The following is a 14,585-nucleotide window of genomic DNA, read 5'->3' as shown; positions in this document are numbered from 1 at the left end:
TTCCTTTAACTTAGATCGACATTTTTACAGCCAAACAGCGCGGTGATAATAAACCCCGCGACGTAAGCTATCAGGATCCCGCCGCCGTATACCGCAATCGCGGGCAGGATCCCGTCATGGGAGGTCATCAGCGGCAAGGCCACCAGACCGGAAGGGCCAAAGGCGCTGTTCAGACCGACCGGCAGCCCCAGCCAGGCAATCGTCCCGATAAACAAGCCGCCGACCGCGCCGCCCAGACAGGCGGTAATGAAGGGCTTCATGCGCGGCAGCGTAACGCCGTAAATCAGCGGTTCGCCGACGCCAAGCAGGCCGGGGATGATCGCGCCACGAATTTGCGAGCGAAGCAGCGAGGTGTTATCAGAGCGCCAGTACAGCGCCAGCGCCGCGCCCACCTGCCCTGCGCCTGCCATAGAGAGGATGGGGAACAGGGAGTTGAACCCTTGCGAATCCATTAGCGCCAGATAGACAGGAATAAAGCCCTGATGAACGCCGAAGACCACCGCAATCAGGAATACCCCGGCCAGCACCGCGCACCCCAGCGGGTTGCTGTTAAGATGCATAAATAGCCAGGACATGCCCTGGAACAGCCAGACCCCGACAGGCATGATAATGATAAAGGTCAGCGCTGCGGTGATGATTAACGTCAGCATTGAGGTCAGGATCATATCCAGTTCGTCAGGCACGTAGCGCCGGATCACGCGCTCGATTTTCGCCCCGGCCCACGCCGCCAGCAGCACGCCGATGATATTGCCGCGCGGATCGATAGCCATGCCGAAGAAATCCTGCAACCCGGAGTAGTAGCCAACCGTTGCCTCGGGGTTATAACCGAGGATAAAGAGCGAGGCGATGATCGCGCCGTTAACGCCGGTGCCGCCAAAGGCCTTCTGCGCGTTATAGCCGACCAGCAGCACCAGGAAAGTAAACAGGCCCTTGCTGAAAACCTTCAGAAAATTCAGCGCATCCGGTAGCGTCCCTTTTGCGTCTGGCGCAATATGCATTAGCGTGCCGATTAAGGTCGCGATCCCCAGCATCAATCCTGCCGCAATAAAGCCGGGAATAAGCGGGGTAAAGATGGTGGCGAAATTCGCCAGAAACTGTTGAACAGAGGATTGCTGTTTACTTTTCAACTGGCTTTTATTTTCTGCGGCAATGGATTTGAGATCCTGATTACCGAGAAGCGCATTCATTGCTTCTGCCGCGCGCTGGGCTTTGCCGACGCCAAAGACCACCTGAACTTCATTGCCATTGATCACTACCCCACTCACCTGTCCGGCGAGTTTTTCACTGATGTTGTTATCGACCAGCGCAGTGTCTGCGACGCGCAGCCGCAGGCGGGTCATACAGTTACCGCATGAGGTAATATTTTTTTCCCCGCCGACAAGGGCGATAATATGCTCCAGTAAATCCTTACCGATTGTTTTAGCCATGTTTATCCTCATCTGTTCCACAGAAGATTGAATAGAAACATTATGCGCTCAGGGAGCGTGGCGCACAGCGTTGGACGAAGGATTTTCCAGAAAGGTCACAGTATGGGTGGGAAAGAGGGATAACGCATTTTAAAACAATGACAAGGAGGAACGTTACGGTTTGGGGGCAGTGGGGCACACAGGCTGAGGCATTATGCGTGGTGATGCCGGATGGCGGCTGCGCCTTATCCGGCCTACAGGGTTGCGTGATTTACCCGGCCCACGCGCTCGCGGTATTACCCCCATAGGCCCGTGCAAGCGAATGCGCCGCCGGGCAATGTGGCACACAGGCTGAGACATTGTGCGCGATAATGCCGGATGGCGGCTGCGCCTTATCCGGCCTACAGGGCGACGTGATTTACCCGGCCCACGCGCTCGTGGTATTACCCCCGTAGGCCCGTGCAAGCGAATGCGCCGCCGGGCAATGTGGCACACAGGCTGAGACATTGTGCGCGATAATGCCGGATGGCGGCTGCGCCTTATCCGGCCTACAGGGTTGCGTGATTTACCCGGCCCACGCGCTCGCGGTATTACCCCCGTAGGCCCGTGCAAGCGAATGCGCCGCCGGGCAACGTGGCACATGGCCAGAGCCATTTTGGGAAATAATGCGGGGCTATCACAAAAACGTCCGCCCCGTGTTGGTTACAGCGCCAGCAGCCTGTTAAGAGACGGCGCAAAGTAATAACCACCCGTTACCGGTCTGGTAAAGCGCAGCATGGCGTCACGCTTGCCGTCGGTATCGCCAAACATGCTCAGCAACTGTTGTTCAATATTGTGCAGACGCGCGCAGTAGGCGCAGAAATAGAGACCGTGAGTGCCGCTGGCCGTGCCGTACGGCAGGCTCTGACGGACAATTTTTAGCCCTTTGCCATCCTCTTTCAGATCCACGCGGCTGAGGTGAGAGGTCACAGGACGTTCGTCGCCGTCAATTTCCTCATTAGCGCTTTTGGTACGCCCAATCATCATTTCCTGATCGTGAACGCTCATCCGATTAAGCTGTTTGAGATTATGTTCCCAGCGCTGAACGAACACATAGCTGCCGCCCGCATCCACACCGTCTTTGATCACCGCCACGTCACGACGCGTTTCTTCACCCGCCGGGTTTTCGGTACCGTCGACAAAACCACTCAAATCGCGATCTTCCACCCAGCGGAAGCCGTGGATCTCTTCCTGCACGTCCAGCGCGTCGCCGAACGCTTCCAGCGCCGCCTGGGCAACAGAGAAATTGACGTCGTGACGCAGGGAGAGAATATGGATCAGCACGTCATACTGGGTTGCCGGAGCCAGACCTTTGCCGTAAGGAATAAAGTCCTTCAGCTCTTCAGCCCCTTCGCCGCCGCTCAGTTCACGCCACGTTTTATGACCGAAAGCCACTACCGCACCAACCTGCGCGTCAGGGAACTGCGCCTGAAAGGTTGCCAGCTTATCGGCAAAAATTTTACTGCCCGCGCGCAGGGAGTCGATCTCCCCTTTAACATTGGCTTCGATCCAAATCGCCGCGCGACAATGTTCTGGCAAAATGCCACTCTGAACCTGGGACATTGCTTCTCCTGAGAAAAAGCCACGCAACGGTGGCGTTAATGCAGCTATTGTACCGCGTTTTCAGGAGGGCAATTTGTTCAGGCGCAAATTAACGACGCCAGATAATTTTGCTTACTTTCCAGCTTTTCAGCGTATCGTCGGACGGCATTAGATCTGCCGGACCGCTCCATTCGCCAGTAAACAGGTAGCTGATATGCTGGCTACCTTCTGCCTTACACTCAACGTCGCCAGCGTGATCGCCCGAGGCTTTCTGACAGCTGCCGTAGGCTTTTTTATACAAGTCGCTGAAGACACTGCCGATTTCCCCACCATCGGCCGTTTTAATATCCGGGTCCTGAATATCAATTTGGCTGACCGTGCCGCTATCGCCGTTAATCACCAGCGCAACTTTATTATCTTTCATCGCTTCAAAAAAGCGCACGATATTGCCGTTATCGGTTTTCATGCCGCTACGAAGGTGGTAACTGCTGCCCAACGCCTCGCTGATATCTTCTTCTTTCAGCGGCGTCGCGCTGGTGATCCCGGCGACGCCCTGCTCTGTTACTTCGCCGGAGGAGCCAAACCAGTTCCACGGATTTGCCGCCGACCAGTTAACCGAGGAGATTGTTGAACACCCTGCCAGTGCCAAAGGCATAACGCACATCAATAAGCGAAGCGATTTCATTCACACATCCTCTCTTTTAAATTCAACGCCTGTTGGAGTACAGCGACGGCAAAAAGTGCCGTTTAATCTTCCTGGCGAGTAAAACAAGCACGTAACCGTCGACTTGTCAGCAGCCACCACAGGGCATAAACATCCAGCACCACCAGCGCCAGCCCGGTCCCGCTGACCGTCTCGCCGAAATACCACAGCAAGGGCTGCCAAAGCAGAAGCGTCATCTGAGCGAGGATTAATACCCAGCGTAACGCAGTCCATAGGCGGGGAAACGCCTGGCGTCGGCCGGTAAATAAGAAGGCTACCACGGCGGGCACACCCGGCAGCAAGCCCCACCAGAAGTTATCGTGATCGGGGTAGAACAGGTTCAACAACGTGTCGCCCTGCCCGCGCGACGCGCCCGCCATAATAAACAACACCCAGGTGCGGGCCTGAAGCACCAGCACGCACCAGAAGAGAAAGGGCAGTTTTAACAGCCCGTTACGATCGTAATCAGAAGGAAAATACATACGCCCGCCTGAAAATAAAACGGCATTATACACATCCTCCTTCTGATTTCCTGCCCGTCGGGAAAGTCCGGATCGGGTCCGGTTCCAGCCTGTCTTTTCTGTAATGACCGCTCATAATAACGAGCATTTCATTGACAAGGAGTCTGTATGTCTTTTTTTCATTATGGTCTGCTTGCAGGCGTGTTATTTTCCGTCACCGCCTGTGATGATGCCAAAGAGGTGATTACGATACCGGATACCGGTCATCAGGTAACCGTCAGCAATCAATCGCTGCGCGAAGCACGTAAAGGCTTTAGTACCCACATCATCCAGAAAAGTTTCACCGACTCGGGCAATCTGGTCACACCGCCCAAAGACGTCTATACCCTGACGAGCTACCCGACGAAGCTCGGAAAGATGGCCGCCTACGTTACGCCCGATCCCCACGATGGCAAGCGCCACCCGGCGGTGATCTGGATCACGGGCGGCTACGGCGGATTAAGCGACGGTGAGTTTCACTGGCAGCCACAGCCCCGCGACAATGACCAGAGCGGCAGCGCGTTCCGCAAAGCCGGGCTGGTGGAAATGCTGCCGAGCTTCCGTGGCGAAGACAATAACCCTGGCAGCTATGAAATGTTTTATGGCGAGCTGGACGATATCGACGCCGCTTACGACTGGCTGGCGAAGCAGCCGTGGGTCGATCCTGACCGTATTTATCTGGCCGGACACAGCACGGGCGGTACGCGCGTCTTACTCGCCAGCGAATATAGCGATAAATTCCGTGCGTATTTCAGCCTCGGCGCGGTGCCGGATTTGAAAGCGCGTATCGAAGGCGGAGAGATGATGGTCCCGGTCCCCTTTGAGAAAACCGACGACGAGTATCGTTTACGTTCACCCGCAACATTTATCAAATCCATAAAAAAACCAACGTGGTACTTTGAAGGTGGAGAATATTACTGGAAGGCTTTCGACAATATTGCCGCTTTCGTTAAAAAAGAGAAAATCCCGCTCACCATTAATAAAATACCGAACGGCGATCATTTCACCATTATCGCCCCGGTGACCGAAATGATTGCACAGAAAATCCTCCAGGATACCGGCACGGAGTGCAATATATCATTCAGTAAGGACGATCTGGCGCGCATCTCCAGCGAGATCGAATAATAGCCTTTGCCCCCTGTCGTTCGACGCGCCAGGGGGAACGCGTCATTCAATTTTAAAAAGGAAACAGTAAAGGCTTAGTACTCTTCATCTTCAATCAATCGCTTACCCAGAATCAGTACGTCGGCGGTTTCATACCCCAGCCGTTCATACATGCCCAGCACCACATCATTGTCTTCCCGCACCATAATCTGCACTTTCGGGCAGCCGCGGGCGATGAGTTTTTTCTCCAGCCGGTTTAATAATGCATTGGCAATGCCGCGCCCGCGATATTCCGGATGTACGCCGAGGTAATACGCTGAACCGCGATGTCCGTCATAGCCGCCCATCACCGTGCCAACCACTTCGCCGTTCACTTCAGCCACCAGGAACAAACTGACGTCATGATTTACTTTACGTTCGATGTCCATTTCCGGATCGTTCCATGGACGCAGCAGATCGCAGCGCTCCCACAGAGTGATGACCTCTTCGAAATCTTGCTGGCGAAATACGCGTATCTCCATGGTATTGGGTGCCTTTTCAGGTTAAAAAAACTGATTATGGCGCGAACGTGTCGATTAGCCAATATCTTGCGAAACCAGAGTAAAAAAATGGCATAATGTCGCCCGTTCATGTATTGAAATGAAAAGTAAAACAATTCTCATCGCGATTGTTCGTAACGGCCATCGCGATACGATATAACATCTGTCACCTTTTTCTTTACAACCCAGGCCGAATGAGCACTTTTAAACCACTGAAAACACTCGCATCGCGCCGCCAGGTACTTAAAGCCGGGCTGGCTGCCCTGACGCTGTCAGGTATGTCCCACGCGATAGCCAAAGACGCTGCCCTTAAAACCAGCAACAGCCACAGCAAACCCGCCGCAAAAAAAGCCGGTGCCAGACGCATGGTCGTCCTCGATCCTGGTCATGGCGGTATTGATACCGGCGCGATTGGCAGCAGCGGCTCTAAAGAAAAACATGTCGTGCTGGCGATTGCCAAAAACGTGCGATCCATTTTGCAAAGCCACGGCATCGACGCTCACCTGACCCGCACCGGCGATACTTTTATTCCGCTTTACGATCGCGTGGAGATCGCCCATAAACACGGTGCCGATCTGTTTATGTCGATCCACGCGGACGGCTTTACGAACCCTTCCGCGGCAGGCGCATCGGTATTCGCCCTCTCCAACCGAGGCGCGAGTAGCGCCATGGCGAAGTATCTTTCCGATCGCGAAAACCGCGCGGATGAAGTTGCCGGTAAAAAAGCCACCGACAAAGATCATCTGCTGCAACAGGTGCTGTTTGATTTGGTGCAGACCGACACCATTAAAAACAGCCTGACGCTCGGCTCGCATATTCTTAAAAAGATTAAGCCGGTGCACCGTCTGCATAGCCGCAGTACGGAACAGGCGGCGTTTGTGGTGCTGAAATCGCCGTCCATTCCTTCGGTGCTGGTGGAAACGTCCTTCATCACCAATCCGGGAGAAGAAAAGCTGCTCGGTACGACGGCGTTTCGCCAGAAGATCGCCAGTGCCATCGCTTCCGGCATCATCAGCTATTTTAACTGGTTCGATAATCAAAAAGCTCACGCCAGGAAACGCTAATGAAACCCGACGCCCAACAGGTAAAAGCCTTTTTACTCCAGTTACAGGATGATATCTGTCAGCAACTCTCTGCGGAAGGCTGCAATACCTTCACGGAAGATAACTGGCAACGCGAAGCGGGCGGCGGCGGTCGCAGCCGGGTGCTACGCAACGGCGGCATTTTTGAGCAGGCAGGCGTCAATTTTTCGCACGTCTTTGGTGCCGAGATGCCCGCCTCCGCTACCGCGCACCGTCCGGAACTGGCCGGGCGCAGCTTCGAAGCGATGGGCGTATCGCTGGTGGTTCACCCGCGTAATCCGTATGTGCCTACCAGCCATGCCAACGTGCGCTTTTTTATCGCCGAAAAACCAGGAGCCGATCCGGTATGGTGGTTTGGCGGCGGTTTTGATTTAACGCCTTACTATGGTTTTGAAGAAGACGCCGTGCACTGGCATCGCACGGCGCGGGATATTTGTCAGCCGTTTGGCGATGATGTTTATCCACGCTATAAAAAGTGGTGCGACGACTACTTCTTTCTCAAACATCGCAACGAACAGCGCGGCATCGGCGGCCTGTTTTTTGACGATCTGAACACGCCGGATTTCGATACCTGCTTCGCCTTTATGCAGGCGGTCGGGAAAGGCTATACCGAGGCGTATATGCCGATTGTCGCCCGTCGCCGGGGTATACAATTCACCGAACGCGAGCGCGATTTCCAGCTTTACCGTCGCGGTCGCTATGTGGAGTTTAATCTGGTATGGGATCGCGGCACGCTGTTTGGCTTACAAACGGGCGGGCGCACGGAGTCTATTTTGATGTCAATGCCGCCGCTGGTGCGCTGGGAATATGATTATCAACCGGAGGAAGGCAGTCCGGAAGCGGCGCTGAGTGAGTTTATTCAGGTGCGGGAGTGGATTTGAGAAAATCGTTATAAATACGATTTCAGTGTATTGATGGCTGGAACTGATAGTGTTTAGCCAGGGTTTAACGGCGAATAATGTTTGAATAAACTTATCCACGCTGATTGGTACGTAATCAGTAAATAAGGCAGCCAGAAGGCTGCCTTAGACAAAAAGAGTCAAACGCTTTTACAGCGGCTGCGTCTGCGCCTCTACCACCGCCAGCGCCACCATATTCACGATACGACGAACCGAGGCGATCGGCGTTAATACGTGAACGGGTTTCGCCACGCCCATCAGTACCGGCCCAACGGTCACGCCTTCCGAACTGGAGACGCGCAGCAGGTTGTAGCTGATGCGGGCGGCTTCCATATTCGGCATCACGAGGATGTTGGCCGAACCTTTCAGCGGGCTGTCCGGCATCCGCTCGTTACGGATGCTTTCCACCAGCGCCGCGTCGCCGTGCATTTCACCGTCGATCATTAGCTCAGGCGCGCGTTCGCGTACCAGCGCCAGCGTATCGCGCATTTTGGTCGCCGCCGCGCAGTTGGATGAACCGAAGTTGGAGTGCGACAGCAGCGCCACGCGCGGTTCGATACCGAAGCGACGCACGGTTTCTGCCGCCATGACGGTGATTTCCGCCAGCTGTTCCGGCGTCGGATCGTCGTTGACGTAGGTATCGGCAATAAAGGTGTTACCGCTCGGCAGCAACAGCGCATTCATCGCCCCTGCCGCATGCACGCCCTCGCGGTAGCCAAACAGCTGCTGGATGACGTTGAAATGCTCATGGTAATCACCAATCGTGCCGCAGATCATACCATCGGCTTCACCACGCTGCACCATGATCGCGCCGATCACCGTGGTGTTGCTGATCACCGCGCGCTGCGCCTGCTCCTGCGTCACGCCACGGCGTTTCATGATGTTGTAGTACTCCATCCAGTACTCTTTGAAGCGCGGATCGGATTCGTTGTTGACGATCTCAAAGTCAACGCCGGGTTTGATTTGCAGACCCAGCTTCTGAATACGCATTTCAATCACGCCCGGACGACCCACCAGAATCGGTTTCGCCAGACCCAGCGTCACCAGCTCCTGCGTCGCGTGCAACACGCGATTATCTTCCCCTTCCGCCAGTACAATGCGCTTCGGCTCACTGCGTGCCTGAGAGAAGATCGGCTTCATAAACAGGTTGGTTTTATAGACAAATTCGCTGAGCTTATCGACGTAAGCATCAAAGTCTTCGATAGGACGAGTCGCGACGCCGGAATCCATCGCCGCTTTCGCCACTGCCGGGGCGATTTTAACAATCAGACGCGGATCGAACGGTTTAGGAATGATATATTCCGGGCCAAAGCTCAGATCCTGATCGCCATAGGCGGACGCCACTACTTCGCTCTGCTCGGCATGTGCCAGCTCGGCAATCGCGTGTACGGCTGCCAGTTTCATCTCTTCGTTGATGGCGGTTGCGCCAACGTCCAGCGCGCCACGGAAGATGAACGGGAAGCACAGCACGTTGTTGACCTGGTTCGGGTAGTCCGAGCGTCCGGTACAGAGAATCGCATCGGGGCGCACTTCCTTCGCCAGCGGCGGCAGGATTTCCGGTTCCGGGTTAGCCAGCGCCAGAATCATCGGCGCGCGCGCCATTTTTTTCACCATCTCAGGGGTCAGCACTTTCGGACCCGAGCAGCCAAGGAAAATGTCTGCGCCTTCTACTACGTCAGCCAGCGTGCGTTTTCCGTCATCCTCTACCGCATACGCGGCTTTGGTCTCGGCCATATTCGGTTCGCGGCCTTTATAGATAACGCCTTTCGAGTCGCACACCACAATGTTGTGTTTTTGCATCCCCAGCGCCACCAGCAGGTTCATACAGGCAATCGCTGCCGCGCCCGCGCCGGAAACCACCATCCGCACGTCGGAGAGATTTTTCTCCACCACCCGCAGGCCGTTAAGAATAGCCGCCGTACTGATGATGGCCGTACCGTGCTGGTCGTCATGGAACACCGGAATGTTCATGCGTTCGCGCAGTTTTTTCTCAATATAGAAGCACTCAGGAGCTTTGATATCTTCGAGGTTGATCCCGCCAAACGTCGGCTCCAGCGCGGCAACCACGTCGATCAGTTTGTCCGGATCGTGTTCGTCAACTTCAATGTCAAAGACGTCAATCCCGGCGAATTTTTTAAACAGCACGCCTTTACCTTCCATGACGGGCTTACCTGCCAGTGCGCCGATATTTCCCAGACCCAGTACGGCAGTACCGTTTGAGACCACCGCCACCAGGTTGCCACGCGCGGTGTATTTATACGCCGCCAGCGGATCCTTCTCGATTTCGAGGCACGGTGCCGCGACGCCCGGAGAGTAGGCCAGCGCCAGATCGCGCTGAGTAGCGAGCGGTTTGGTTGGCGAAACCTGGATTTTCCCCGGAACAGGGTACTGGTGGAAATCAAGTGCGCTTTGTTTCAACTGGTCATCCATCTTCTTGTTCCTTTCATTTCGGACTAAAGGTGATTCTGATGCTCACCTGGAGGTCTACAGAGATCCCGATGTAAGAGAGGCTCACCGGTGGGATAGCCCCTAGTATCGCCCCAGACGACTTCATAAACTTTGAAGGCCGCCAAACTCTTACTATCTCAAAATACAATTTTTTAACAAAACACACACGAACTCGTTGCAGCTATCGCCAGCAAGACCCTCCCGGTCTGCTATGCTTTTTGGTTATGTACGTTGTTTTTCATCCAGAAGTGCGAGCCTAAGCACTCGTATACCTTTTTGCTTTTTAAGGAGTCTTTAATGAACCAGCTAGACGGTATTAAACAGTTCACCACCGTCGTGGCTGACAGCGGTGATATTGAATCCATTCGCCACTACCAGCCAGAAGACGCGACCACCAACCCTTCCCTGCTGCTGAAAGCGGCGGCGCTCGACCACTTCGCCCACCTTATTAAGGATGCGATTGAGTATGGCAAGCAGCGCGGTAAGACGCAGGAGCAGCAGGTGGCGGAAGCCAGCGACAAACTGGCGGTCAATTTTGGTGTGGAAATTCTGAAAAGCGTGCCGGGCCGCGTCTCCACCGAAGTGGACGCCCGTCTCTCTTATGACAAGCAAAAAAGCATCGATAAAGCGCGAAAATTTGTTCAGCTTTATCAGGATCAGGGTATCGATAAATCGCGCATTCTGATCAAGCTGGCCTCGACGTGGGAAGGTATTCGCGCCGCAGAGGAGCTGGAAAAAGAAGGCATCAACTGTAACCTGACGCTGCTTTTCTCCTTCGCCCAGGCGCGCGCCTGTGCGGAAGCTGGCGTATTCCTGATTTCACCTTTCGTCGGGCGTATTTACGACTGGTATAACACACGCAAGCCGATGGACCCCTATCGCGTTGATGAAGATCCGGGCGTTAAATCGGTACGTAATATCTATGACTATTACAAACAGCATCGCTACCCCACGATCGTGATGGGCGCGAGCTTCCGCAAAACCGAACAGATCCTGGCGCTGGCGGGCTGTGACCGCCTGACCATCTCACCCGATCTGCTGCAAAAATTGCAGGACAGCAACGATCCGGTTGAGCGCAAGCTGGTGCCGCCGTCCACGACGTTCCATCGTCCGGCTCCGATGACCGAAGCCGAATTCCGTTGGGAGCATAACCAGGATCCTATGGCGGTAGAAAAGCTGTCGGACGGTATTCGTCAGTTCGCCGTCGATCAGCGCAAACTCGAAGATTTGCTGGCCGCTAAACTGTAACTTATTGTCACGGAGAACATTATGTCCCGAAGAGAGCTTGCCAACGCCATCCGCGCCCTGAGTATGGATGCGGTCCAGAAAGCCAATTCTGGCCACCCTGGCGCACCGATGGGCATGGCGGATATCGCTGAAGTGCTGTGGAACGACTTCCTTAAGCACAATCCCACCGATCCCACCTGGTATGACCGCGACCGTTTTATTCTCTCCAACGGCCACGCCTCAATGCTGCTGTATAGCCTGCTGCATCTTTCCGGCTACGATCTGCCGATAGAAGAGCTGAAGAACTTCCGTCAGCTGCATTCTAAAACGCCGGGACACCCGGAGATTGGCTATACGCCGGGTATCGAGACGACAACCGGGCCGCTCGGACAGGGTCTGGCTAACGCTGTCGGTCTGGCGATCGCCGAACGCACGCTGGCCGCGCAGTTTAACCAGCCGGATCACGAGATTGTCGATCACTACACCTATGTATTTATGGGCGACGGCTGTCTGATGGAGGGCATTTCGCATGAGGTCTCTTCCCTGGCAGGCACCCTGGGCCTCGGCAAGCTGATCGGTTTCTACGATCACAACGGGATTTCTATCGACGGTGAAACCGAAGGCTGGTTTACCGATGATACGGCGAAACGCTTCGAGGCGTATCACTGGCACGTGGTGCATGAGATTGACGGCCACGACCCGGAGGCGATCAAAAAAGCCATTCTGGAAGCGCAAAGCGTCAAAGATAAACCGTCATTAATTATCTGCCGGACGGTGATTGGTTTTGGCTCGCCGAATAAAGCCGGGAAAGAGGAATCGCACGGCTCTGCGCTCGGTGAGGAAGAGGTGGCGCTGGCCCGCAAGCAGCTTGGCTGGAATCACCCTGCCTTTGAGATCCCGAAAGAGATCTACCGCGCCTGGGACGCCCGTGAGCGGGGGGAAAAAGGTCAGCAGTCATGGAAAGAGAAAATGGCTGCCTATGAAAAGGCGCATCCGGAGCTGGCCGCAGAATTTAAGCGGCGGATGAGCGGCGGAATGCCGGAAGAGTGGCAGCAGACGGTGCAGGATTACATCAACAAATTGCAGGCGGAGCCGGCGAAAATCGCCAGCCGTAAAGCCTCGCAGAACGCGCTTAACGCCTATGGCCCAAGCCTGCCTGAACTGCTTGGCGGCTCGGCTGACCTTGCGCCCAGCAACCTGACGATCTGGAAAGAGTCGGTATCGCTGAAAGAAGATCCGGCCGGTAACTATATTCACTACGGGGTGCGTGAATTCGGCATGACGGCAATCGCTAACGGCATTGCCCATCACGGCGGATTTATCCCCTACACCGCCACCTTCCTGATGTTTGTCGAGTATGCGCGAAATGCGGCGCGTATGGCGGCACTGATGAAGGCGCGGCAGATCATGGTCTACACCCATGACTCCATCGGACTGGGGGAAGATGGTCCGACGCACCAGGCGGTCGAACAGCTTGCCAGCCTGCGCCTGACGCCAAACTTCAGCACCTGGCGTCCGTGCGATCAGGTAGAGACCGCAGTGGCATGGAAAGCGGCGATTGAACGCCATCACGGGCCGACGGCGCTGATCCTCTCTCGTCAGAATCTGGCACAGATGGAGCGAACCCCGGAACAGGTAGCGGATATCGCACGCGGCGGCTATGTGCTGAAAGATGCGGGCGGCAAACCGGACCTGATCCTGATTGCCACCGGCTCGGAACTGGAAATCACCGTGCTGGCGGCAGAAAAACTGCGTGCGGAAGGGGTTGCAGTACGGGTGGTCTCCCTGCCCTCTACCGATACGTTTGACAGTCAGGACGACGAATACCGTGAATCGGTATTGCCGTCTGACGTCGCTAAACGGGTCGCGGTGGAGGCCGGGATCGCCGACTACTGGTATAAGTATGTCGGGCTAAAAGGCGCGATTGTCGGCATGACCGGCTATGGCGAATCTGCCCCGGCTGAAAAACTGTTCCCGTACTTCGGCTTTACTGTAGAAAATATCGTCGAGAAGGCGAAAAAAGTGCTTAACGGGTGATCCACAACGTGGGCCAGGCATCTGGCCCCTGCCAGTTATCGCAGTTGGGTTCCTCCGCATAACGCACCAGACTGAAGCGCTGGCCATCAAAACGCCAGCGCGTCTGAATACCGCAATCTGCCATTCCCCGCCCTTTTGCCAGCGTCGTCAGTTCACGATTTTTCTCATCGAATCCGGCGTTCATCAATTCCATATCCGTCTCACCGCTGCCCGGCGTAAACGGCAGACGTAAACGTACCTGATACGAGGTAAAAGGCTTACGTCGCGACACCAGCCAGGCGAGGTCGACCGTATTATAAGCGCCTGCCTCACAGCTTATTGCCATCAACGCTTTATTATCGGTCAACGCCCAGATACGCACCTCGCGGCGGCTGGGATCTAATGAACACTGAATATTGCTCACTTTCCAGTTGCCGTAGTCCAGCAGCGCGCTGCGTTCTTCATGGCTTAACGGCGTTGGCGTCGGATTCACTGCCACCACCTCTTTAAGCGCAGGAGCAGGCGGGACGCGGAGCGGCGGGTTATTCCCTTTGCCAATCCAGGCCGTCTGGCTACCCACGCGTTTTTGCCGATCGTCAATAAACAGCAGCGCGGCCTTCAGTCCTTTCAGGGAAATAGTCTGTTGTCCGCCGACCAGGGTAATCGCCTGCCCGTCCTGAATCTGGGCTAAAAACGCGGCGACCGTTGCACCGTCGTTAGTAATGATACGTAATGGATCGATGCGCCAGCGCGGGGGAGTGAATTTCAGGGGTTGTCCATCAAAGAGAAGGCGTGGTGCAATGGCGGAGCGTTTCGATAAGGGCGTTTCCATTCCGCCAAGCTCAATACGCAGGCTGGCGTCGGTATGCGCGCCTGCGCTGCGACCGATGGTCATCACCAGACCAAAGTGCTGACCCGTATTACGCGCCACGCAAAAATTTTGGTTATTACAGGTGACCTGCCAGTCGGTAAACGCCTGTTGCGCAGGCGCAGCCCACGCAGCGGAGGCCCAGCACCCTCCGATGAACCAAAACAGCAAAACGCGAAAATACATGAACGGCACAGCCCCGGCAGAATAGA

The 14,585-nt window shown here is 55.2% G+C and carries 11 protein-coding genes and 1 pseudogene; 5 read left to right on the top strand and 7 right to left on the bottom strand.

Annotated features, from left to right (window positions below; genetic code table 11):
• Nucleotides 1-5: 5 nt before the first annotated feature.
• The 4 genes from murP to INT84_RS07000 all read right to left on the bottom strand — a co-directional run bounded on the left by murP (nt 6) and on the right by INT84_RS07000 (nt 4,172).
• Nucleotides 6-1,427, bottom strand: a complete 1,422-nt coding sequence (murP, locus tag INT84_RS07015) for a PTS N-acetylmuramic acid transporter subunit IIBC (RefSeq protein WP_194206232.1) — start codon at nt 1,425-1,427, stop codon at nt 6-8.
• A gap of 681 nt (nt 1,428-2,108) precedes the next feature.
• On the bottom strand, nt 2,109-3,008 hold the full coding sequence (locus INT84_RS07010) for a Dyp-type peroxidase (protein ID WP_194206231.1): 900 nt from the start codon (nt 3,006-3,008) through the stop codon (nt 2,109-2,111).
• Between the two features lie 88 nt (nt 3,009-3,096).
• Entirely contained in the window at nt 3,097-3,672 is a 576-nt protein-coding gene (locus INT84_RS07005) for an RpoE-regulated lipoprotein (protein ID WP_176917074.1), read from the bottom strand.
• A gap of 62 nt (nt 3,673-3,734) precedes the next feature.
• Complete coding sequence (locus INT84_RS07000) at nt 3,735-4,172, bottom strand: DUF2919 domain-containing protein (RefSeq protein WP_194206230.1); 438 nt, start codon at nt 4,170-4,172, stop codon at nt 3,735-3,737.
• A gap of 147 nt (nt 4,173-4,319) precedes the next feature.
• On the opposite strand from INT84_RS07000, the gene INT84_RS06995 reads away from it, so the two are divergent.
• Nucleotides 4,320-5,315 carry a S9 family peptidase gene (locus INT84_RS06995; RefSeq protein ID WP_194206229.1) on the top strand — a complete coding sequence of 332 codons (996 nt, stop codon included), beginning with the start codon at nt 4,320-4,322 and terminating at the stop codon, nt 5,313-5,315.
• A 74-nt stretch (nt 5,316-5,389) separates the two neighbouring features.
• Here INT84_RS06995 and INT84_RS06990 read toward each other — a convergent pair.
• Nucleotides 5,390-5,818: pseudogene (locus INT84_RS06990) on the bottom strand (GNAT family acetyltransferase); the annotation flags it as partial.
• A 209-nt stretch (nt 5,819-6,027) separates the two neighbouring features.
• On the opposite strand from INT84_RS06990, the gene amiA reads away from it, so the two are divergent.
• Together amiA and hemF are read left to right on the top strand one after the other, a co-directional pair.
• Nucleotides 6,028-6,897, top strand: coding sequence for an N-acetylmuramoyl-L-alanine amidase AmiA (gene amiA, locus INT84_RS06985; protein ID WP_194206227.1), 870 nt, complete (start codon nt 6,028-6,030; stop codon nt 6,895-6,897).
• Nucleotides 6,897-7,796, top strand: a complete 900-nt coding sequence (gene hemF, locus INT84_RS06980) for an oxygen-dependent coproporphyrinogen oxidase (RefSeq protein ID WP_194206226.1) — start codon at nt 6,897-6,899, stop codon at nt 7,794-7,796. Before amiA ends, hemF begins: the two co-directional genes overlap by 1 nt.
• 168 nt (nt 7,797-7,964) lie before the next feature.
• Here hemF and maeB read toward each other — a convergent pair whose 3' ends face one another.
• Nucleotides 7,965-10,244, bottom strand: coding sequence for an NADP-dependent oxaloacetate-decarboxylating malate dehydrogenase (gene maeB, locus INT84_RS06975; RefSeq protein ID WP_194206225.1), 2,280 nt, complete (start codon nt 10,242-10,244; stop codon nt 7,965-7,967).
• A 315-nt stretch (nt 10,245-10,559) separates the two neighbouring features.
• On the opposite strand from maeB, the gene tal reads away from it, so the two are divergent.
• Both tal and tkt read left to right on the top strand, forming a co-directional pair.
• Complete coding sequence (gene tal, locus INT84_RS06970) at nt 10,560-11,510, top strand: transaldolase (protein ID WP_176917086.1); 951 nt, start codon at nt 10,560-10,562, stop codon at nt 11,508-11,510.
• Between the two features lie 21 nt (nt 11,511-11,531).
• A complete protein-coding gene (gene tkt, locus INT84_RS06965; RefSeq protein WP_194206224.1) occupies nt 11,532-13,526 on the top strand; it encodes a transketolase in 1,995 nt (664 codons plus the stop codon).
• On the opposite strand, the gene INT84_RS06960 is transcribed toward tkt, so the two are convergent.
• Nucleotides 13,516-14,559, bottom strand: coding sequence for a DUF1176 domain-containing protein (locus tag INT84_RS06960; RefSeq protein ID WP_194206223.1), 1,044 nt, complete (start codon nt 14,557-14,559; stop codon nt 13,516-13,518). The two genes, tkt and INT84_RS06960, sit on opposite strands and share 11 nt — an antisense overlap.
• Between the last annotated feature and the right edge of the window lie 26 nt (nt 14,560-14,585).

The sequence above is a fragment of the Superficieibacter sp. 1612_C1 genome (genome assembly GCF_015234305.1).
Classification (GTDB): Bacteria; Pseudomonadota; Gammaproteobacteria; order Enterobacterales; family Enterobacteriaceae; genus Superficieibacter.
The sequence above is the reverse complement of the archived record's forward strand: the minus strand, read 5'-3'. Positions and strand labels throughout refer to the sequence as shown.